The sequence below is a fragment of the Escherichia sp. E2562 genome, from assembly GCF_005781075.1.
Taxonomy (GTDB): domain Bacteria; phylum Pseudomonadota; class Gammaproteobacteria; order Enterobacterales; family Enterobacteriaceae; genus Escherichia.
In genome coordinates, this window is sequence record NZ_VATM01000003.1 from 72,073 (window position 1) to 92,482 (window position 20,410).

The window sequence follows — 20,410 nt, forward strand, 5'->3', positions numbered from 1 at the left end:
CATCAGGATACGTTATGAAACCGACCACCATCTCCTTACTGCAGAAGTACAAACAGGAAAAAAAACGTTTCGCGACCATTACCGCTTACGACTACAGCTTCGCGAAACTTTTTGCTGATGAAGGACTTAACGTCATGCTGGTAGGCGACTCACTGGGCATGACGGTTCAGGGGCATGACTCCACCCTGCCAGTTACCGTTGCTGATATCGCCTACCATACCGCTGCGGTACGTCGCGGCGCGCCAAACTGCCTGCTGTTGGCTGACCTGCCGTTTATGGCGTATGCCACGCCGGAACAAGCCTTTGAAAACGCCGCAACGGTTATGCGTGCCGGTGCCAATATGGTCAAAATTGAAGGCGGTGAGTGGCTTGTTGAAACGGTACAAATGCTTACCGAGCGCGCAGTTCCTGTATGTGGTCACTTAGGTTTAACGCCGCAGTCAGTGAATATTTTCGGCGGCTACAAAGTACAGGGGCGCGGCGATGAAGCGGGCGATCGACTGCTCAGCGATGCATTAGCCTTAGAAGCCGCTGGTGCACAACTGCTGGTGCTGGAATGTGTGCCGGTTGAGCTGGCAAAACGCATTACCGATGCACTGGCGATCCCGGTTATTGGTATTGGCGCAGGCAACGTCACCGACGGGCAGATCCTCGTGATGCACGACGCCTTTGGCATTACCGGCGGTCACATTCCTAAATTCGCTAAAAATTTCCTCGCTGAAACGGGCGACATCCGCGCGGCTGTGCGGCAGTATATGGCTGAAGTGGAGTCCGGCGTTTATCCGGGCGAAGAACACAGTTTCCATTAAGGAGTCACGTTGTGTTAATTATCGAAACCCTGCCGCTGCTGCGTCAGCAAATTCGCCGCCTGCGTATGGAAGGTAAGCGCGTGGCGCTGGTGCCAACCATGGGTAACCTGCACGATGGCCATATGAAACTGGTCGACGAAGCCAAAGCCCGCGCCGATGTGGTAGTCGTCAGCATTTTCGTTAACCCGATGCAGTTCGACCGCCCGGAAGATCTGGCTCGCTATCCACGCACTTTGCAAGAAGACTGCGAAAAACTGAACAAGCGCAAAGTCGATCTGGTTTTCGCGCCCTCGGTAAAAGAGATCTACCCGAACGGTACCGAAACCCACACCTATGTTGATGTTCCTGGCCTTTCGACCATGCTGGAAGGTGCCAGCCGTCCGGGACATTTTCGCGGCGTGTCGACCATCGTCAGCAAGCTGTTTAACCTGGTTCAGCCGGACATCGCCTGCTTCGGCGAAAAGGACTTTCAGCAACTGGCGCTGATACGCAAAATGGTTGCTGATATGGGCTTCGATATTGAGATTGTCGGCGTACCGATTATGCGCGCGAAAGACGGTCTGGCGCTGAGTTCCCGTAACGGTTATCTGACGGCGGAACAACGCAAAATTGCGCCCGGTCTGTACAAAGTTTTAAGTTCGATTGCCGACAAATTGCAGGCTGGAGAGCGGGATCTCGATGAGATTATTGCCATTGCAGGGCAAGAACTGAATGAAAAAGGCTTCCGCGCTGATGATATTCAGATTCGCGATGCCGACACGCTGCTGGAAGTCTCTGAAAACAGCAAACGGGCAGTAATTCTGGTAGCCGCCTGGCTTGGCGATGCTCGCCTGATCGACAACAAAATGATCGAGCTGGCGTAATACTTAACTGGCGCTACAGCTGATGGCGCCAGTTATTCATTGCCACGTCAACTGTCATAACACAGGTAACTTAATTAAGGCTAATTAGCTTATCAACCTCTGCAAGAGATAAATTTGCCAACTCTGCAACATCCTCACGAAGTATTCCTTTCCTCAGAAGACGTTGGGCGCATTCCTGTCTTACCTCCTGGAGTCCCTCTTGATATCCCTCTTGATATCCCTTCTGAAACGCCTCCTGATACGCCTTCTGAAATCCCTTCTCTTCAAACCACTGCGCCAACGTCTGCCTGGTTTCTCTCCGTGTCTTTATGTCCATAGATTCCCTTAATTATCTGGTCAGTTAACAATAACAATTATCTGGCTAAAACTGATAATGCAGATAACTTAGTTAATCAGCTTATCAAGCTCAGCAAGAGGTAAATTTGCCATCTCTGCAACGTCTTCTCGAGACATCCCTTTACTCAAAAGACGCTGGGCGAATTCCTGCCTTTCCTCCTGCCTTCCCTTCTCTTCAAACCACTGCGCCAACGTCATCATAGACTCCCCTCCTGTTTCCCTGTCTCTCACCACACCGTAAAACAAATCCGCTTGTTCAGTATGACCGCGTTGCAGCATATAGTTTTGCATGGCAACTAACTGACTTCCGCTAGTGTACCCTTCGTCAATCAGCGTGACCAGTTGCTCCAGCAATAACATTAAGTCGCGCTGGCGAATATGTTTTTGCAGCAGTTCGAGAATCGCAATCCGCCGATGTTGCATGATTTCGTCATCCGGTGTGATGGTGATGTCCACCAGCGGGAATGGACTGTTATAGACGCGTCGCGCCAGCTCCGGTGAGTAAAACATATCAAACCAGCACATTGAGAGTGGATAAGGTGTGGCCTCGCCCTGATAAAACAGAATTGGCACCACCAGCGGCAGCTTATCGTGATCCGCCTCCAGATGCCGGTGCATGGCAGCAATCGAATAGCGCATCATGCGAAAGGCCATTTTCTTATCCGGCTTGCTTTGATGCTCAATCACAACGTGCAGATAACCAAGATTGCCCTGCATTTGCACGGAATAGAGCACGTCCGTGCTATGTCCTTTCAGGCTCTCTTCAATGAAACTCCCCGACTCAAGATGCAGCGTGTCGAGATCACACAGTTCGCGTAATTCCACTGGCAAATGTATCTCCAGAAAGTCGCGAGCCGTCTCCGCATGCATTAATAATTGTTTAAATACCGCGTCATGCGGTGTGGTACTCGGTGCGTCCATCTTCCCTGCCTTCCATGTTGCCCTGTGTGAAGGAAGTATCCGGCCAATATGCGCTGTCGTCTGCTGCCTCTTTGTTGTTTACCGAGTAGCGTTCAGAGAAATTTCAATTGGTTACAGGCGTTACATGGCAAGCTTCGGCGCGGTACGCAAACTGCTGGTGCAAATGCCACCAGATCAGTAGACACTTATCAAAAATCGGGCAATACTGCGTGAGAATTTCCTCAAAGCAGGCATCGCCTGCTTCGTTAACGACAGGGTAGAAAGGTAGAAGTTATGATTCGCACGATGCTGCAGGGCAAACTCCACCGCGTGAAAGTGACTCATGCGGACCTGCACTATGAAGGTTCTTGCGCCATTGACCAGGATTTTCTTGACGCAGCCGGTATTCTCGAAAACGAAGCCATTGATATCTGGAATGTTACCAACGGCAAGCGTTTCTCCACCTATGCCATCGCGGCAGAACGCGGTTCGAGAATTATTTCTGTCAACGGTGCGGCGGCCCACTGTGCCAGCGTCGGCGATATTGTCATCATCGCCAGCTTCGTCACTATGCCAGATGCAGAAGCCCGTACCTGGCGCCCCAACGTTGCCTACTTTGAAGGCGACAATGAAATGAAACGTACCGCGAAAGCGATTCCGGTACAGGTTGCCTGATAATCACCCCTGCGGCTGGTTACTCACCAGCCGCGACATCGTCTCCAGCGAATCTGTCCTTAAAATATACAGCCGCTTTAATAAATACGGATTATCCCCCGGTTTTACTTTACCTTTCATGGTGGTCACCGCCAGATGAAATCCAGCTTCATTTGCCGCCGTTACCGCTTTGTCATTAAATCCACCAAATGGATACGAAAGATACAAGACTCGAGGATTAAATTGGTTTAGCGCCCGGCGAGAGCGTTCGAAATCAAACAGAATATTATGCTCACTGCGGCTGAGTAATATGGGTCGGCGATAACCATCAACCCGATGTAAAAAATGCGTATGCGACTGGAAATCAAAAACATCGCTGACATCACGCAGTTCAGAAACACTCATAAACTGTAATGACTGCGGATTCCATTTCTGTGGATGACGTTTGATGCGAGAGGTAATAATAAACGCCGTCGCCTTCATGCCATATTGTTTCAGAATGGGATATGCATAACGACTCACTGATTTCAAGCCATCATCAAACGTCAGCACCACCGCGCGAGCCGGAAGATTTATCGAATTACGCAGATACCCTTCCAGTTGATACAAGGTTAACGTGGTATATCCACGATCGCGCAACCAGGTCATCTGGTTATTGAAAGCTCGCACCGACGTCGTAGTCGAAGTATGACGAAAACGGGTGTTCTCTTCATCGCGTAAAATATGATGGTAGGTCAATACAGGAATACCGTTATCCTGCTGCGCATCCAGTGCACTGATATAGGCCAGTCGTTCGCCAATACGAATTTGATACCAGGTTTGATTCAGGCGATCTTTTAATTTATTAATAATGGGATAACGCAAATTATCGGCCAACACGCCAAATGGCGCACTACCCGCATCAGGCGCGTTGTATATCGGAGTATCTTTCCATGTAATAAGATTTTGGTTACTCAGTGGCTTATTCAGATCCCCCAGACCATCTTCAACTTTTTGCCGCCCTTGTACAGGTTCCAGATGCCCTTTATCAATATACCCCGTAGCAAAACCAAAATTGAATTCATAATAATCGGCAGCGGTTGGGATGACCGAAATAATCTGCCCGGCGCGAATGTTGCCGACGGTTACCGTTTTGTCGCCAATTTTTCCCCAGATAGCTGCATCCTGAGTGGTTTGCATATAACGCGCGGGAAGCGCTGCGCCGACACCAGATGAAACCAGCAGCAGTAAAAAAATAATCTTTTTAATCATGAGAAAACTACCAGGCGAGAAACAGCGCCGTTAGTGTAGCAAAATCGGAATGCGATTTAATACTCGAACCAATTATGCTTGAGGACAAAGGGGGGATTTTTTTGTTGTTGGTGCCAGAGACTACTGACTTCAGGCCCACCCAGTTCGACAATTCGCTCGCGAAACTCCGCACTGGATAACGTTTCACGGTAGGCCAGCATCTGCTCAATTAACAGTAACGTGACACCAGAAATCACTTCGCAACGGGAATGTTTGTGGCTTAATAACGATGCAACACGATAAGGCGCAGCACCTGCAATATCGGTTAAAAAGATAACCCCATCGCCAGAATCTGTTTCATGCAGAGCATCGCACATCATGCGGCTGAGCATATTGGAACTTAATCCGCGCCAGAAATTCACCGCCCGGCACTGGATAAGTGCGCCATGTTTTTTTTCCAGCGCATCCAACATCTCTTGCGCCCGGTCGTCGTGACAGGTAATTACCCAACCTAACATTACCTTCCTCCTTAGCTGAAAATCAGTCTACCCTGACCATTGTTGATAAAGGGTGATAGTCGTCAAAACTCCTCTCCCCCGAATCCAGAGGAGAGGAACTAGCCTTAGCTGCGCAGACCGCGTCCGCGCTGGATCAGCGACCAGCAGATCAGATAAAACGCAATAATAAAAATAACCAGCACACCAAAAGTAGTAACCAGCGGCACATCATTAATGCCGAGGAAGCCGTAGCGGAATCCACTGATCATATAAACGATTGGGTTGAGATGCGACAGCCCCTGCCAGAACGGTGGCAACAAGGTCAGTGAGTAAAACACCCCGCCCAAATACGTGAGTGGCGTTAACACAAAGGTTGGTACCAGGCTGATGTCATCAAACGTTTTGGCAAACACCCCATTAAGCAATCCGGCAAGAGAGAACAACACCGCCGTGAGCACCAGCGTTAAAGCGACAAATACCCACGAATGCACCTGAAACGGTACAAAGAACAGCGAAATTGCTGTCACCAGCATACCAACAAGCAGTCCGCGCGCTACGCCACCGCCGACATATCCGGCAATAATGACGTGAGTCGGAACCGGAGCGACCAGCAGTTCTTCAATATTACGCTGGAACTTGGCGCCAAAAAATGATGAAGCGACGTTGGCGTAGGCATTGGTGATTACCGACATCATGATCAGCCCCGGAACAATGAACTGCATATAGCTGAAGCCATGCATATCGCCAATACGCGAACCAATCAGGTTACCGAAGATGATAAAGTAAAGGGTCATGGTGATAACCGGTGGCACCAGCGTCTGTATCCAGATACGCATAAAGCGATGGATCTCTTTCGCCCAGATGCTTTTTAACGCCACCCAGTAAAGATGCATCATGTGCGATCTCCTTGTTTTTCATTAACCAGTGAAACAAACAACTCTTCCAGACGGTTAGCTTTGTTACGCATACTTAATACCTGAATGCCCTGCTCACTTAACTGCGTGAATACGCTGTTGATCCCCTGCTCACGCAGCACTTCAACTTCCAGCGTGGCGGTATCTACCAGTCGGTACTGATAGCCATCGAGCTTCGGTAACGGGCTTTTCGGTGCGAGATCGAGAATAAAGGTTTCTGATTTCAGCTTTGCCAGCAGTGCCTTCATCGAGGTATTTTCCACCAGTTCGCCGTGCTGAATAATGCCGATATTGCGGCACAGCATTTCTGCTTCTTCCAGGTAATGCGTGGTAAGAATGATGGTGGTGCCTTTGTCGTTTAAATCCTTCAAAAAGCCCCACATTGAGCGACGAAGTTCGATATCCACGCCTGCCGTTGGCTCGTCCAGAATCAGCAGTTTAGGTTCATGCATTAACGCACGGGCGATCATTAAACGGCGCTTCATACCGCCAGATAACATACGCGCACGTTCGTTACGTTTTCCCCACAAATCGAGTTGTTTAAGATACTTTTCGCTGCGAATGTACGCTTCTTTGCGCTCTACACCGTAGTACCCCGCCTGATTCACCACAATTTGCTGTACGGTTTCAAACGGGTTGAAGTTAAATTCCTGTGGCACCAGTCCTAACTGACGTTTAGCGTTGACGACATCTTTTTCAAGATCGTAACCAAATACGCTGACCCGCCCGGAGGTTTTATTTACCAGAGAGCTGATAATACCGATAGTGGTTGATTTTCCGGCCCCGTTCGGCCCGAGAAGCGCATAAAAATCACCCGCTTCGACTTGCAAATCTATCCCACGAAGCGCCTGAACGCCGCCTGGATAGGTTTTTTTAAGCTGTTGAAGTTCCAGTGCAATGGTCATAAATTTTTACTTACCTTACGTTCTTACACTTTATCTGTGGTTTAAATCGTCCCGGAGTTGCCCTATATTAGCCAAACGTAATTATTTGGTTACAGGTCGTTAACCTCCATGAAAGACATAGATACACTCATCAGCAATAATGCACTATGGTCAAAAATGCTGGTGGAAGAGGATCCCGGGTTTTTTGAGAAACTGGCACAAGCGCAAAAACCGCGCTTTCTATGGATTGGATGTTCCGACAGTCGCGTTCCTGCAGAACGTTTAACCGGTCTTGAGCCGGGCGAACTCTTTGTTCACCGTAATGTTGCTAACCTGGTCATTCACACCGACCTGAACTGCCTTTCCGTGGTTCAGTATGCAGTGGATGTTCTCGAAGTTGAACACATTATTATCTGTGGCCACTACGGTTGCGGCGGCGTACAAGCCGCCGTTGAAAACCCGGAACTGGGGCTTATCAACAACTGGCTGCTGCACATCCGCGATATCTGGTTCAAACATAGCTCATTGCTCGGCGAAATGCCGCCAGAGCGCCGTCTGGATACCTTGTGTGAACTGAACGTCATGGAACAGGTGTATAACCTGGGCCACTCCACCATTATGCAATCAGCGTGGAAACGCGGGCAGAAAGTGACCATTCACGGCTGGGCCTACGGCATTCACGACGGCTTGCTGCGTGATCTGGATGTTACTGCCACCAACCGCGAAACCCTTGAGCAACGTTACCGTCACGGGATTTCCAACCTCAAGCTGAAACACGCCAACCACAAATAAATATGCTATGCCGGATGCAACACATCCGGCAACTTCACACTTACTCGTCCAGCAGAATCACCTTGCCGATATATGGCAGATGACGGTAACGCTGTGCGTAATCAATGCCGTAACCCACCACAAACTCATCCGGGATCGAGAAACCGATAAATTCTACCGGGACGTTCACTTCACGACGGGACGGTTTATCCAGCAGCGTACAAATCGCCAGCGACTTCGGTTCACGCAGGCTTAAGATTTCACGCACTTTCGACAGTGTATTCCCCGAGTCGATGATATCTTCAACAATCAGCACGTCCTTGCCACGGATATCTTCATCCAGATCTTTGAGGATTTTCACATCACGGGTGGTGGACATGCCGCTACCGTAGCTGGAGGCGGTCATAAAATCGACTTCATGAGATACCTGAACTTCACGGCACAGGTCCGCCATAAACATAAATGAGCCACGCAGCAGACCTACCAGCACCATATCGCTGCCGCTGTCTTTGTAACGCTCAGTAATCTGACGACCCAGTTCGGCGATACGCGCTTTAATCTCCGCTTCGGGGATCATTACTTCTACAGTATGTTTCATATCTCTAACCATATGATTTAAAAACAAATCACTTCGCACGGGCGGGATTCAGCACCGCAACAAAGCGCAAGACATGCAGTATACCAGTAAAACTATTCATTCGCGGAATCTGTTAATAAAGCTCAAATTGTGATGACGATCACACATGTTAAAACCTATAATTAATTGCTACTAAAATATTAATGAATTGAAATGGTGTTTCTTTATGGCAATTAACAATCCCGGCTCGCGACGATTACTCGTCACGCTAACCGCCCTATTTGCAGCGCTTTGCGGGCTGTATCTTCTCATTGGCGGAGGCTGGCTGGTCGCCATTGGCGGCTCCTGGTACTACCCTATCGCAGGCCTTGTGATGCTCGGCGTCGCCTGGATGCTGTGGCGCAGTAAACGCGCCGCGCTTTGGCTGTATGCCGCTCTGCTGCTCGGCACCATGATTTGGGGCGTCTGGGAAGTTGGTTTCGACTTCTGGGCGCTGACTCCGCGCAGTGACATTCTGGTCTTCTTCGGCATCTGGCTGATCCTGCCGTTTGTCTGGCGTCGCCTGGTCATTCCTTCTGGCGGCGCAGTTGCTGCGCTGTTAGTCGCACTGTTGATTAGCGGCGGTATCCTCACCTGGGCCGGATTTCACGATCCGCAAGAAATCAACGGCACTTTAAGCGTCGATACCACACCTGCCGAAGCTATCTCAGCCGTTGCCGATCAGGACTGGCCTGCCTATGGTCGCAATCAGGAAGGTCAACGCTTTTCACCGCTGAAACAAATTAACGCCGATAACGTCCATAATCTGAAAGAAGCCTGGGTGTTCCGTACTGGCGATGTGAAGCAGCCGAACGATCCGGGCGAAATCACCAATGAAGTGACGCCGATTAAAGTGGGCGACACCCTTTACCTGTGTACCGCTCACCAGCGCCTGTTTGCGCTCGATGCCGCCAGCGGCAAAGAGAAATGGCATTACGATCCTGAGCTGAAAACTAACGAGTCTTTCCAGCACGTAACCTGCCGTGGCGTCTCTTATCATGAAGCCAAAGCAGAAACGGCTTCGCCGGAAGTGATGGCGGATTGCCCGCGTCGTATCATTCTTCCGGTCAATGATGGTCGCCTGATTGCACTCAACGCTGAAAACGGCAAGCTGTGCGAAACCTTCGCCAATAAAGGCGTGCTCAATCTGCAAAGCAATATGCCGGACACCAAACCGGGTCTGTATGAGCCGACTTCTCCGCCGATTATCACCGATAAAACCATCGTGATGGCCGGTTCAGTTACCGACAACTTCTCAACCCGCGAAACGTCTGGCGTGATCCGTGGTTTTGATGTCAACACCGGGGAGCTGTTGTGGGCTTTTGATCCGGGCGCGAAAGATCCGAACGCAATCCCGTCTGACGAACACACCTTTACTTTTAACTCACCCAACTCGTGGGCACCTGCGGCCTATGACGCGAAGCTGGATCTGGTCTATCTGCCAATGGGCGTGACCACACCAGATATCTGGGGCGGTAACCGCACACCAGAACAGGAACGTTATGCCAGCTCGATTCTGGCGCTGAATGCCACCACCGGAAAACTGGCGTGGAGTTACCAGACCGTTCACCACGACCTGTGGGATATGGATCTTCCGGCACAGCCGACGCTCGCGGATATCACCGTCAATGGTCAGAAAGTTCCGGTCATTTATGCTCCGGCGAAAACCGGCAACATTTTTGTGCTCGATCGTCGTAATGGTGAACTGGTGGTTCCGGCCCCGGAAAAACCAGTGCCACAAGGTGCAGCGAAAGGCGATTACGTTACCCCTACTCAACCATTCTCGGAACTGAGCTTCCGTCCGACGAAAGATTTGAGCGGTGCGGATATGTGGGGCGCCACCATGTTTGACCAGCTGGTGTGCCGCGTGATGTTCCACCAGATGCGCTATGAAGGCATTTTCACCCCGCCATCTGAACAGGGTACGCTGGTCTTCCCGGGTAACCTGGGGATGTTCGAATGGGGCGGGATTTCCGTTGATCCGAATCGTGAAGTGGCGATTGCCAACCCAATGGCACTGCCGTTTGTTTCGAAACTGATCCCGCGCGGTCCGGGTAATCCGATGGAACAGCCGAAAGATGCCAAAGGTACGGGTACGGAATCCGGCATTCAGCCGCAGTACGGTGTACCGTATGGCGTCACGCTCAATCCATTCCTTTCACCGTTTGGTCTGCCGTGTAAACAGCCAGCATGGGGTTATATCTCGGCGCTGGATCTGAAAACCAATGAAGTGGTGTGGAAGAAACGTATTGGTACGCCGCAGGACAGCATGCCGTTCCCGATGCCTGTACCGGTGCCGTTCAATATGGGTATGCCGATGCTTGGCGGGCCAATCTCCACAGCGGGTAACGTGCTGTTTATCGCCGCTACGGCAGATAACTACCTGCGCGCTTACAACATGAGCAACGGTGAAAAACTGTGGCAGGGCCGTTTACCAGCGGGTGGTCAGGCAACGCCGATGACCTATGAAGTGAATGGTAAGCAATATGTGGTGATCTCCGCGGGCGGTCACGGTTCATTTGGTACGAAGATGGGCGACTATATTGTGGCTTATGCGCTGCCGGATGATGTGAAGTAACCATAATGCCCGGAGAGATCCGGGCATATTTCCGATTACGGTCTTTTTATACCGTAAACCCTAACATCATCCCCGTATCTTCATGCTCCAGCAGATGGCAGTGCGCCATATAAGCATGTTCTTTCGGTGCATCGTGATTAAACTTCACCAGCACTTCGCTGACATTACCTTCTACCTTAACGGTATCTTTCCAGCCTGCGCGATGCGTCGCTGGCGGTTTGCCATTTTCTGACAAGATACGGAACTGCGTGCCGTGAATATGGAACGGATGCAGCATCATGTCACCCACGCCAGAGATAACCCAACGTTCGTACTGCCCTTTCGCCGCCGCAAACATCGGCTTGTTCATATCAAACGCCTGACCGTTGATTTTATTGGCATGGTGGAAATCGAACTTCCCGCCGTGGTTCATATGATTCATATTGCCATGCCCCATATGGCCCATCATCTGGCTGTGATCTATCCCGGCCATCGCCTGATCGCCATATTTCTCCATCAGCATCTGCATACCCATCATATCGAGCATCGGGTCCATAGAGAGTTGCAGCTTGCGTACCGTCAGCCCCTCCAGAGAAGGTAACGCAGGCAGGCTACTTAATGTGTCTGGCAAAGCACCAGAGGCACTAATGGCAATCGGCTGAATCCGCATTACCGGATGCGGCTTATCAAAAGGCGCGATCGCCATCCCCATCTGGCTGACTGGCAACGTCACCAGGTCAAATGGTTTGTTGTCGTTAACCTCCACCAGCACTTCGAAACGCTCGCCCATCAGCACTGGCAGCTCGCTCACCTTCACCGGCTCAGGCAGCAGACCACCATCGCTGGCAATCACATACAGCGGGCGATTGTCGCTGGTGGCGAAATTGAGCGAACGGGCATTACAGCCATTGAGCAAACGCAGGCGCAGCCAACCACGCGGGGCTGCGTGTTGCGGGTAGATTGCACCGTTGGTCAGCAACGTATCACCAAACCAGCCCACGGCGGCGGTCATCACATCCAGTTGATAATCAATCTGTCCGTCGGCGTTAAATTTTTTATCCTGAACGATCACCGGAACATCATCGATACCCCACTGTTTTGGCAGCATTAATTTCAGGATCTCGTCATCTTCAATCACCAACAGACCTGCCAGCCCCATCGCCACCTGACGCCCGGTTTTGCCGTGCTGATGCGGATGGAACCAGCAAGTAGCGGCAGGTTGATCGACGTTCAGCGTCACCGTGCGTTGACCGCCTGGCGGAATAATTCCCTGCGGGCCGCCGTCCACTTCTCCCGGCACTTCCAGCCCGTGCCAGTGCAACGTCGTCTCTTCCGCCAGTTGGTTATTGATATCAACCGTCACGGCTTTACCGCGCTGCAACTTCACCGCAGGCCCTAACAGATTACCGTTATAGCCCCAGGTGGTCGCCGTTTTCCCGGCAAAGGTGGACTGACCTGGCATGATCGATAATCTTATGCGGCCACGAACATCAGAAGTGAGGAGTTCGGGGATCGGCAGTGTTGGACGTTCGGCGGCAAAAACTGTTCGACTCCACAGCGGCAAAGCCGAAGCCACGCCCAGCGCGACGGAATATTTTAAGAAATCACGGCGTTGCATAGTTATTTCCTTATTCTCAAGCAGGCGAAACAAAATCAAACGTTGAGCATAGTCCTTACCCTTACGGGAAGGTCAAGCCGCAGACACAATTTAATCGACAATAATGGTCGTCGCCTCGCTCACAGTGTGCTAACGTTTATCTTCTTTAAGTCCTGGTAGAAGCAATGAAGACGTTTTTCAGAACAGTGTTATTCGGCAGCCTGATGGCCGTTTGCGCAAACAGTTACGCGCTCAGCGAGTCTGAAGCCGAAGATATGGCCGATTTAACGGCAGTTTTTGTTTTTCTGAAGAACGATTGTGGTTACCAGAACTTACCTAATGGGCAAATTCGTCGCGCACTGGTCTTTTTCGCCCAGCAAAACCAGTGGGATCTCAGCAACTACGACACCTTCGACATGAAATCCCTCGGTGAAGACAGCTACCGCGATCTCAGCGGTATCGGTATTCCCGTCGCGAAAAAGTGCAAAGCCCTGGCCCGCGATTCCTTAAGCCTGCTTGCCTACGTCAAATAATCCCTGATACCTTTTTGTAGAAACATTGACCGTGCAACCACGGTCAATGTTAGCTATTATGTTGCGCTCTTTTTTTACGAGTGTTAACAAAGGAGGTATCAACCCATGGCCGAAAATAAACTGTGGCATGAAACGCTACACGACCAGTTTGGGCAGTACTTTGCGGTAGATAACGTTCTGTATCATGAAAAGACCGATCACCAGGATCTGATCATTTTTGAGAACGCCGCATTTGGTCGTGTAATGGCGCTAGATGGTGTAGTACAAACCACCGAGCGCGACGAGTTTATCTATCATGAGATGATGACCCACGTTCCACTACTGGCCCACGGTCACGCGAAACATGTGCTGATTATCGGCGGCGGTGACGGCGCAATGCTGCGTGAAGTGACCCGACATAAAAACGTTGAGTCAATCACGATGGTGGAAATCGACGCGGGCGTGGTGTCGTTCTGCCGTCAGTATTTGCCCAACCATAACGCCGGTAGCTACGACGATCCGCGCTTTAAGCTGGTGATCGACGATGGCGTCAATTTCGTGAATCAAACCAGCCAGACCTTTGATGTCATTATCTCCGACTGCACCGATCCTATCGGCCCCGGCGAAAGTCTGTTCACCTCAGCATTTTATGAAGGCTGCAAACGTTGCCTGAATCCTGGCGGTATCTTCGTCGCACAAAACGGTGTCTGCTTTTTACAGCAGGAAGAGGCCATCGGCAGCCATCGTAAACTCAGCCATTACTTCAGTGATGTTGGCTTTTATCAGGCGGCGATCCCGACCTATTACGGCGGCATCATGACCTTTGCATGGGCGACAGATAACGACGCCTTACGCCATCTCTCAACCGAAATTATTCAGGCGCGTTTTCTCGCCTCTGGCCTGAAATGCCGTTATTACAATCCGGCAGTCCATTCGGCAGCTTTTGCCTTACCTCAGTATCTGCAAGACGCACTGGCTTCACAGGCGCTCTAAGGAGAAGATAAGAAATTGAAAAAACTGAAACTGCATGGCTTTAATAATCTGACCAAAAGTCTGAGTTTTTGTATTTACGATATCTGCTATGCCAAAACTGCCGAAGAACGCGACGGTTATATTGCTTATATCGATGAACTCTATAATGCCAACCGTCTGACCGAAATCCTGTCAGAAACCTGTTCCATTATCGGGGCCAATATTCTTAACATCGCCCGCCAGGATTACGAACCACAAGGTGCCAGCGTCACTATTCTGGTGAGTGAAGAACCGGTCGACCCAAAACTTATCGACAAAACAGAACACCCCGGCCCACTGCCAGAAACGGTCGTTGCCCATCTCGATAAAAGTCATATTTGCGTACATACCTACCCGGAAAGCCATCCTGAAGGCGGTTTATGTACCTTCCGCGCCGATATTGAAGTCTCTACCTGCGGCGTGATTTCCCCGCTGAAGGCACTGAATTACCTGATCCACCAGCTTGAGTCCGATATCGTGACCATTGATTATCGCGTGCGCGGCTTTACCCGCGACATTAACGGTATGAAGCACTTTATCGACCATGAGATTAATTCGATTCAGAACTTTATGTCCGAAGATATAAAGACGCTGTATGACATGGTGGATGTGAACGTCTATCAGGAAAATATCTTCCATACCAAGATGTTGCTTAAAGAGTTCGACCTTAAGCACTACATGTTCCACACCAAACCGGAAGATTTAACCGACAGCGAGCGCCAGGAAATTACCGCTGCGCTGTGGAAAGAAATGCGCGAGATTTATTACGGGCGCAATATGCCTGCCGTTTAACGGCCCTGGCGGAGCACGGAGGCTCCGCCTGATTTACCTACATCTGCTGCACGAAATTACGGTACGCCGCCACCACCTGAAGAAAATCCTCAACGCCGCACAGCGACAAGCTCTCTTCGTCGTAGTAGTTCATCCCCTCTTCCATTTCATCGCCAGCGAATTCCAGTTGATTGGCGCGAACCATCACCTCTTCGCCGTCCATCCATAGCGTGTACTCATGCCCTGCCCGCTGCCAGGAACGTTCGCTACCTTTGAGCGTGCGCGCGGCGTCTTCCACTTCATCAAGCAAGGCCAGGTTTTCTTTCACCTCTTCATTAAACCAGTGCCCGACCACTTCATGCCCCATGGACATGCGCACCTTTACCACTCCGGTAATATCGCGCAGAAATTCGTAATCCATAGTGTGTTCCTCTGCTCCCGGCAATGCGCCGAAATCGCATTGCGCCATTGATGTAATTATCGCAGCCTTATCGGAGAAAAACAGCGGAGCGACGGTGGTTTAGAGATAAAAAAATGCCCGGGAATCACATTCACCGGGCATTGTGTCGTTTATGCGCAGCGCGTGCGCTTACTTATTAAACCGCAGTCTGGAAAATCACCCCGTCCGCTTTTTCGGTGTACTGAGAAAGCTGGTTGAAGTTCAGATAACGGTAAGTATCAACGGCAGTTTTATCCACCTGCGCAACGTAGGTCTGGTACTCTTCCGGCGTCGGCAGTTTGCCAATCAGCGCCGCAACAGCAGCCAGTTCCGCAGAAGCCAGGAAGACGTTCGCACCAGTACCCAGACGGTTCGGGAAGTTACGGGTAGAGGTGGAAACCACCGTCGCTCCGTCTGCCACACGCGCCTGGTTACCCATACACAGGGAACAGCCCGGGATCTCGATACGCGCACCGCTCTTACCGAAGACGCTGTAATAGCCTTCTTCTGTCAGCTGCGCGGCGTCCATACGCGTTGGCGGTGCCACCCACAGGCGGGTCGGCAACTGGCCTTTGTGCGCATCCAGCAGTTTACCCGCGGCACGGAAGTGACCGATGTTAGTCATGCAAGAACCGATAAACACTTCGTCGATCTTCTCGCCCTGTACCGCAGACAGCGGGCGCGCGTCGTCCGGATCGTTCGGTGCACAGAGGATTGGCTCTTTGATATCCGCCAGATCGATGTCGATCACTGCCGCGTATTCCGCATCTGCATCGGCTTCCAGCAGCTCAGGATTCGCCAGCCATTTTTCCATGCCCTGAATACGACGTTCGAGAGTACGACGATCGCCATAACCTTCCGCGATCATCCACTTCAGCAGGACGATGTTGGAGTTCAGATATTCGATGATCGGCTCTTTGTTCAGCTTGATAGTACAACCAGCGGCAGAACGCTCGGCGGACGCATCAGTCAGTTCAAAGGCCTGCTCAACTTTCAGATCCGGCAGACCTTCAATTTCCAGAATGCGGCCAGAGAAGATGTTTTTCTTGCCTTTCTTCTCAACGGTCAGCAGACCTTGTTTGATTGCATACAGCGGAATGGCGTGTACCAGATCGCGCAGGGTGATGCCCGGCTGCATTTTGCCTTTGAAGCGCACCAGAACGGATTCCGGCATATCCAGCGGCATTACGCCTGTTGCGGCAGCAAATGCCACCAGACCAGAACCCGCAGGGAAAGAGATGCCAATCGGGAAACGGGTATGGGAGTCACCACCGGTACCGACAGTATCCGGCAGCAGCATACGGTTTAGCCAGGAGTGGATTACGCCGTCACCCGGACGCAGCGACACACCGCCACGGTTCATAATGAAGTCCGGCAGCGTGTGGTGCGTGTTAACGTCAACCGGCTTCGGATATGCCGCTGTGTGACAGAAAGACTGCATCACCAGGTCAGCCGAGAAGCCCAGGCACGCCAGGTCTTTCAGTTCATCACGGGTCATCGGGCCGGTGGTGTCCTGGGAACCTACAGAAGTCATTTTCGGTTCACAGTACGCGCCTGGACGAATACCTTTCACACCACAGGCGCGACCTACCATTTTCTGCGCCAGCGAGAAGCCACGGTCGCTTTCAGCGACATCTTTCGCCTGACGGAACACATCGCTCTGCGGCAGACCAAGTGCTTCACGCGCTTTGGTGGTCAGGCCACGCCCGATAATCAGCGGAATACGACCACCAGCACGCACTTCATCAATCAGCACGTCGGTTTTCAGTTCGAAGGTCGCCAGCAGCTCGTTGGTTTCGTGGTTACGCACTTCGCCTTTGTACGGGTAAACGTCAATCACATCGCCCATATTCAGGTTAGAGACGTCCACTTCAATTGGCAGTGCACCCGCGTCTTCCATCGTGTTAAAGAAGATTGGTGCAATTTTACCGCCGAGGCACAGACCACCGCCGCGTTTGTTCGGCACATGCGGAATATCATCGCCCATAAACCACAGTACGGAGTTAGTGGCGGATTTACGCGAAGAACCCGTACCCACAACGTCACCGACATACGCCAGCGGGAAACCTTTCTGTTGCAGAGCTTCGATTTGCTTGATCGGACCAACAGCGCCTGGCTGGTCTGGCTCAATGCCTTCACGGACGTTTTTCAGCATCGCCAGCGCGTGCAATGGGATGTCCGGGCGCGACCACGCATCCGGTGCCGGAGAAAGGTCATCGGTGTTGGTTTCGCCAGTGACTTTGAAGACGGTAACGGTCAGTTTTTCAGCCAGCGCCGGGCGATTCAGGAACCATTCGGCATCCGCCCAGGACTGCATTACCTGCTTCGCGTATTTGTTGCCTGCTTTGGCTTTCTCTTCTACGTCATAGAAGTTATCGAACATCAGCAGCGTGTGGGACAGTGCTTTGGCAGCGATCGGTGCCAGTTTGGCATCATCCAGCGCGTCGATCAGCGGATGAATGTTGTAACCACCCTGCATGGTGCCCAGCAGTTCGATGGCTTTTTCCGGAGTCAGCAGTGGGGATTTGGCTTCGCCTTTGGCGACAGCAGCCAGGAAGCCTGCTTTTACATAGGCGGCTTCATCGACGCCAGGGGGAACACGGTTGGTTAACAGATCTAACAGGAATTCTTCTTCGCCCGCGGGCGGGTTTTTCAGCAGCTCTACAAGCGCGGCCATTTGGTTTGCATCCAGGGGTTTGGGCGCAATCCCCTCAGCGGCACGCTCAGCTACGTGCTTACGGTATTCTTCTAGCACGACGGTTCTCCTCGCTCTCATTGTCATAGTGCGGCAGGCGATTCTCTTCACGCTCCTGTGAGACAGCAGTTTGTAGGGTAAATGCCCAGTACCGCAACGGGCAGAATAGCAGGATTTTGACGATGTGTTAATCTGTTTACAAAAAAGCAACATAAAAAAGTGGCTGAATCGTTAAGGATGGTCTAGAGATTGTTTCCCTCCGTAAAAACTTCGTTAATTTGCATTGTGATAATCACCTTTCTCAACGAATCCCAAGATTAGTCAAAATTTAAACTACTGCCTCTTTATACTCGGATTCACAGCACCTGCGGGTGGCAGTTCGCCGACCATTGCGATTTCCTTGAGATCCGAATTATGAAAATGATTTTGCCGTTTAAACCCCATGTGCTGGCGCTAATTTGCAGTGCCGGGCTTTGTGCCGCCTCTGCCGGGCTATATATAAAAAGCCGCACACTGGAAGCACCTGTGGAACTGCAATCGACACAACAGACTGCGCCTGACATCACCGCAGTTACGCTTCCTGCAACGGTTTCCGCGCCCCCCGTAACGCCTGCCGTCGTCAAATCTACATTCAGCACTGCACAAATCGATCAATGGATCGCGCCCGTCGCGCTATATCCCGACGCTCTGCTTTCGCAGGTGCTGATGGCATCGACCTATCCGGCAAATGTCGCCCAGGCCGTGCAGTGGTCGCACGACAATCCGCTCAAGCAAGGTGATGCCGCTATTCAGGCAGTATCCGACCAGCCGTGGGATGCCAGCGTCAAATCGCTGGTGGCTTTTCCGCAATTGATGGCGTTGATGGGGGAAAACCCGCAATGGGTACAAAATCTTGGCGACGCGTTTCTGGCGCAGCCGCAGGATGTGATGGACTCGGTACAACGTTTGCGGCAACTGGCGCAACAAACCGGGTCACTGAAGTCATCAACTGAACAAAAGGTCATCACGACAACGAAAAAAGTCGTACCGGCAAATCAGCCCGCCAGCGCCCCTGTCACACAATCAAATACCGTTTCTACGTCCAGCCCCGTCGTCGCTGAACCTGCGCCGACCGTAATAACCATTGAGCCCGCCAATCCGGATGTAGTTTATATTCCCAACTACAACCCAACCGTGGTTTACGGCAGTTGGGCCAATACCGCTTATCCGCCGGTTTACCTGCCGCCGCCAGCCGGAGAACCGTTTGTTGACAGCTTCGTGCGCGGATTTGGCTACAGCATGGGCGTTGCTACCACGTATGCACTATTCAGCAGCATCGACTGGGACGATGACGATCATGACCATCATCATCATGACGATGATGATTATAATCACCACGATGGCGGTCATCGTGACGGTAATGGCTGGCAACACAACGGCGACAACATCAATATCGACGTCAACAATTTCAACCGTATTACTGGTGAGCATCTTACTGACAAGAATATGGCATGGCGGCACAATCCAAACTACCGCGATGGTGTGCCTTATCATGATCAGGATATGGCAAAACGGTTTCACCAAACCGATGTTAAAGGCGGCATGAGTGCCACACAGTTACCTGCCCCAACGCGCGACAGCCAGCGCCAGGCGGCAGCAAGTCAGTTTCAGCAACGAACACACGCAGCACCAGTCACTACGCGAGATACCCAGCGTCAGGCTGCGGCACAGCGGTTTAATGAAGCGGAACACTATGGCAATTATGACGACTTCCGCGAGTTCAGCCGCCACCAACCACTGACCCAGCAGCAAAAGGACACCGCTCGCCAGCGTTATCAGCCTGCCTCGCCTGAGCAGCGCCAGGCGGCCCGCGAGAAAATGCAGACTAACCCGCAGAACCAGCAGCGAAGAGAGGCGGCGCGTCAGCGTTATCAATCTGCCTCGCCTGAACAGCGCCAGGCGGCTCGCGAGAAAATGCAGACTAACCCGCAGAACCAGCAGCGAAGAGAGGCGGCGCGTCAGCGTATCCAGTCGGCCTCGCCTGAGCAGCGTCAGGCGGCCCGTGAGAAAATGCAGACTAGCCCGCAGAATCAACAGCAAAGAGATGCAGCACGTCAGCGTATCCAGTCTGCCTCGCCTGAGCAGCGTCAAGTTGCGCGGGAGAAAATTCAGGAGAGCCGCCCGCAACGTCTGAACGACAATAACCATACTGCCCGATTGAATAATGAGCAACGGTCAGCGGTACGCGAACGGTTGTCTGAGCGTGGAACAAGGAGACTGGAAAGGTAAATTGCAGGCATAAAAAAAGCGGCGTAGTTAGCCGCTTAAGACTGATGACAAACATCGAATTTCCCGATACGCAAGTTTATCGGGCC

The 20,410-nt window shown here is 51.6% G+C and carries 19 protein-coding genes; 9 read left to right on the top strand and 10 right to left on the bottom strand.

Going from position 1 to position 20,410, the window contains the following annotated elements:
• Positions 1 to 14: 14 nt before the first annotated feature.
• Together panB and panC are read left to right on the top strand one after the other, a co-directional pair.
• A complete protein-coding gene (gene panB, locus FEK43_RS04280) occupies positions 15 to 809 on the top strand; it encodes a 3-methyl-2-oxobutanoate hydroxymethyltransferase (RefSeq protein WP_135406063.1) in 795 nt (264 codons plus the stop codon).
• An 11-nt stretch (positions 810 to 820) separates the two neighbouring features.
• Positions 821 to 1,672: a pantoate--beta-alanine ligase gene (gene panC, locus FEK43_RS04285; protein ID WP_131161231.1), complete on the top strand. Its 852-nt coding sequence runs from the start codon at positions 821 to 823 to the stop codon at positions 1,670 to 1,672.
• A 70-nt stretch (positions 1,673 to 1,742) separates the two neighbouring features.
• On the opposite strand, the gene FEK43_RS04290 is transcribed toward panC, so the two are convergent.
• Together FEK43_RS04290 and rpnC are read right to left on the bottom strand one after the other, a co-directional pair.
• Positions 1,743 to 1,988 (bottom strand): hypothetical protein, encoded by a 246-nt coding sequence (locus tag FEK43_RS04290; protein WP_131161232.1) that lies wholly within the window; start codon positions 1,986 to 1,988, stop codon positions 1,743 to 1,745.
• Positions 1,989 to 2,056: 68 nt separating this feature from the next.
• Entirely contained in the window at positions 2,057 to 2,929 is an 873-nt protein-coding gene (gene rpnC, locus FEK43_RS04295) for a recombination-promoting nuclease RpnC (RefSeq protein ID WP_135406062.1), read from the bottom strand.
• Between the two features lie 273 nt (positions 2,930 to 3,202).
• Here rpnC and panD point away from each other — a divergent pair, with 273 nt between their 5' ends.
• Positions 3,203 to 3,583 (top strand): aspartate 1-decarboxylase, encoded by a 381-nt coding sequence (gene panD, locus FEK43_RS04300; RefSeq protein WP_000621508.1) that lies wholly within the window; start codon positions 3,203 to 3,205, stop codon positions 3,581 to 3,583.
• 3 nt (positions 3,584 to 3,586) lie between these two features.
• On the opposite strand, the gene FEK43_RS04305 is transcribed toward panD, so the two are convergent.
• From FEK43_RS04305 to FEK43_RS04320, 4 genes are all read right to left on the bottom strand, one after another.
• Positions 3,587 to 4,813 (bottom strand): polysaccharide deacetylase family protein, encoded by a 1,227-nt coding sequence (locus tag FEK43_RS04305; protein WP_138158444.1) that lies wholly within the window; start codon positions 4,811 to 4,813, stop codon positions 3,587 to 3,589.
• A 56-nt stretch (positions 4,814 to 4,869) separates the two neighbouring features.
• Complete coding sequence (locus tag FEK43_RS04310) at positions 4,870 to 5,310, bottom strand: PTS sugar transporter subunit IIA (protein WP_130260735.1); 441 nt, start codon at positions 5,308 to 5,310, stop codon at positions 4,870 to 4,872.
• A 104-nt stretch (positions 5,311 to 5,414) separates the two neighbouring features.
• Positions 5,415 to 6,185, bottom strand: coding sequence for an ABC transporter permease (locus FEK43_RS04315; protein WP_064525104.1), 771 nt, complete (start codon positions 6,183 to 6,185; stop codon positions 5,415 to 5,417).
• Positions 6,182 to 7,108 (bottom strand): ABC transporter ATP-binding protein, encoded by a 927-nt coding sequence (locus tag FEK43_RS04320; protein WP_000150638.1) that lies wholly within the window; start codon positions 7,106 to 7,108, stop codon positions 6,182 to 6,184. The genes FEK43_RS04315 and FEK43_RS04320 overlap by 4 nt, the downstream gene beginning before the upstream one ends.
• 108 nt (positions 7,109 to 7,216) lie before the next feature.
• Here FEK43_RS04320 and can point away from each other — a divergent pair, with 108 nt between their 5' ends.
• Entirely contained in the window at positions 7,217 to 7,879 is a 663-nt protein-coding gene (gene can / locus FEK43_RS04325) for a carbonate dehydratase (RefSeq protein WP_130204959.1), read from the top strand.
• A 40-nt stretch (positions 7,880 to 7,919) separates the two neighbouring features.
• Here can and hpt read toward each other — a convergent pair whose 3' ends face one another.
• Complete coding sequence (gene hpt / locus FEK43_RS04330; protein WP_000683335.1) at positions 7,920 to 8,456, bottom strand: hypoxanthine phosphoribosyltransferase; 537 nt, start codon at positions 8,454 to 8,456, stop codon at positions 7,920 to 7,922.
• A gap of 205 nt (positions 8,457 to 8,661) precedes the next feature.
• Here hpt and gcd point away from each other — a divergent pair, with 205 nt between their 5' ends.
• Complete coding sequence (gcd, locus tag FEK43_RS04335; protein WP_135406061.1) at positions 8,662 to 11,052, top strand: quinoprotein glucose dehydrogenase; 2,391 nt, start codon at positions 8,662 to 8,664, stop codon at positions 11,050 to 11,052.
• Positions 11,053 to 11,098: 46 nt separating this feature from the next.
• On the opposite strand, the gene cueO is transcribed toward gcd, so the two are convergent.
• On the bottom strand, positions 11,099 to 12,649 hold the full coding sequence (cueO, locus tag FEK43_RS04340) for a multicopper oxidase CueO (protein ID WP_135406060.1): 1,551 nt from the start codon (positions 12,647 to 12,649) through the stop codon (positions 11,099 to 11,101).
• A gap of 164 nt (positions 12,650 to 12,813) precedes the next feature.
• Here cueO and FEK43_RS04345 point away from each other — a divergent pair, with 164 nt between their 5' ends.
• From FEK43_RS04345 to speD, 3 genes are all read left to right on the top strand, one after another.
• On the top strand, positions 12,814 to 13,161 hold the full coding sequence (locus tag FEK43_RS04345; protein WP_000846617.1) for a YacC family pilotin-like protein: 348 nt from the start codon (positions 12,814 to 12,816) through the stop codon (positions 13,159 to 13,161).
• Positions 13,162 to 13,266: 105 nt separating this feature from the next.
• The gene (speE, locus tag FEK43_RS04350) at positions 13,267 to 14,133 is read left to right on the top strand and encodes a polyamine aminopropyltransferase (RefSeq protein WP_130204953.1); all 867 of its coding nucleotides are present in this window, start codon (positions 13,267 to 13,269) and stop codon (positions 14,131 to 14,133) included.
• Between the two features lie 15 nt (positions 14,134 to 14,148).
• Positions 14,149 to 14,943, top strand: coding sequence for an adenosylmethionine decarboxylase (speD, locus tag FEK43_RS04355; RefSeq protein WP_130260722.1), 795 nt, complete (start codon positions 14,149 to 14,151; stop codon positions 14,941 to 14,943).
• Positions 14,944 to 14,980: 37 nt separating this feature from the next.
• On the opposite strand, the gene yacL is transcribed toward speD, so the two are convergent.
• Both yacL and acnB read right to left on the bottom strand, forming a co-directional pair.
• Complete coding sequence (gene yacL, locus FEK43_RS04360) at positions 14,981 to 15,343, bottom strand: protein YacL (protein WP_135406059.1); 363 nt, start codon at positions 15,341 to 15,343, stop codon at positions 14,981 to 14,983.
• Between the two features lie 175 nt (positions 15,344 to 15,518).
• Positions 15,519 to 18,116, bottom strand: a complete 2,598-nt coding sequence (acnB, locus tag FEK43_RS04365; protein WP_135406058.1) for a bifunctional aconitate hydratase 2/2-methylisocitrate dehydratase — start codon at positions 18,114 to 18,116, stop codon at positions 15,519 to 15,521.
• A 354-nt stretch (positions 18,117 to 18,470) separates the two neighbouring features.
• Between acnB and FEK43_RS04370 the strand changes: the two genes are divergently transcribed.
• Positions 18,471 to 20,324 carry a DUF3300 domain-containing protein gene (locus FEK43_RS04370; protein WP_138158446.1) on the top strand — a complete coding sequence of 618 codons (1,854 nt, stop codon included), beginning with the start codon at positions 18,471 to 18,473 and terminating at the stop codon, positions 20,322 to 20,324.
• Positions 20,325 to 20,410: the final 86 nt, after the last annotated feature.

Coding starts and splice junctions, on each gene's coding strand:
- panB (WP_135406063.1), top strand. CDS start 15: ATGAAACCGACCACCATCTCCTTACTGCAGAAGTACAAACAGGAAAAA.
- FEK43_RS04290 (WP_131161232.1), bottom strand. CDS start 1,988: ATGGACATAAAGACACGGAGAGAAACCAGGCAGACGTTGGCGCAGTGG.
- rpnC (WP_135406062.1), bottom strand. CDS start 2,929: ATGGACGCACCGAGTACCACACCGCATGACGCGGTATTTAAACAATTA.
- panD (WP_000621508.1), top strand. CDS start 3,203: ATGATTCGCACGATGCTGCAGGGCAAACTCCACCGCGTGAAAGTGACT.
- FEK43_RS04305 (WP_138158444.1), bottom strand. CDS start 4,813: ATGATTAAAAAGATTATTTTTTTACTGCTGCTGGTTTCATCTGGTGTC.
- FEK43_RS04310 (WP_130260735.1), bottom strand. CDS start 5,310: ATGTTAGGTTGGGTAATTACCTGTCACGACGACCGGGCGCAAGAGATG.
- FEK43_RS04315 (WP_064525104.1), bottom strand. CDS start 6,185: ATGATGCATCTTTACTGGGTGGCGTTAAAAAGCATCTGGGCGAAAGAG.
- FEK43_RS04320 (WP_000150638.1), bottom strand. CDS start 7,108: ATGACCATTGCACTGGAACTTCAACAGCTTAAAAAAACCTATCCAGGC.
- can (WP_130204959.1), top strand. CDS start 7,217: ATGAAAGACATAGATACACTCATCAGCAATAATGCACTATGGTCAAAA.
- hpt (WP_000683335.1), bottom strand. CDS start 8,456: ATGAAACATACTGTAGAAGTAATGATCCCCGAAGCGGAGATTAAAGCG.
- gcd (WP_135406061.1), top strand. CDS start 8,662: ATGGCAATTAACAATCCCGGCTCGCGACGATTACTCGTCACGCTAACC.
- cueO (WP_135406060.1), bottom strand. CDS start 12,649: ATGCAACGCCGTGATTTCTTAAAATATTCCGTCGCGCTGGGCGTGGCT.
- FEK43_RS04345 (WP_000846617.1), top strand. CDS start 12,814: ATGAAGACGTTTTTCAGAACAGTGTTATTCGGCAGCCTGATGGCCGTT.
- speE (WP_130204953.1), top strand. CDS start 13,267: ATGGCCGAAAATAAACTGTGGCATGAAACGCTACACGACCAGTTTGGG.
- yacL (WP_135406059.1), bottom strand. CDS start 15,343: ATGGATTACGAATTTCTGCGCGATATTACCGGAGTGGTAAAGGTGCGC.
- FEK43_RS04370 (WP_138158446.1), top strand. CDS start 18,471: ATGAAAATGATTTTGCCGTTTAAACCCCATGTGCTGGCGCTAATTTGC.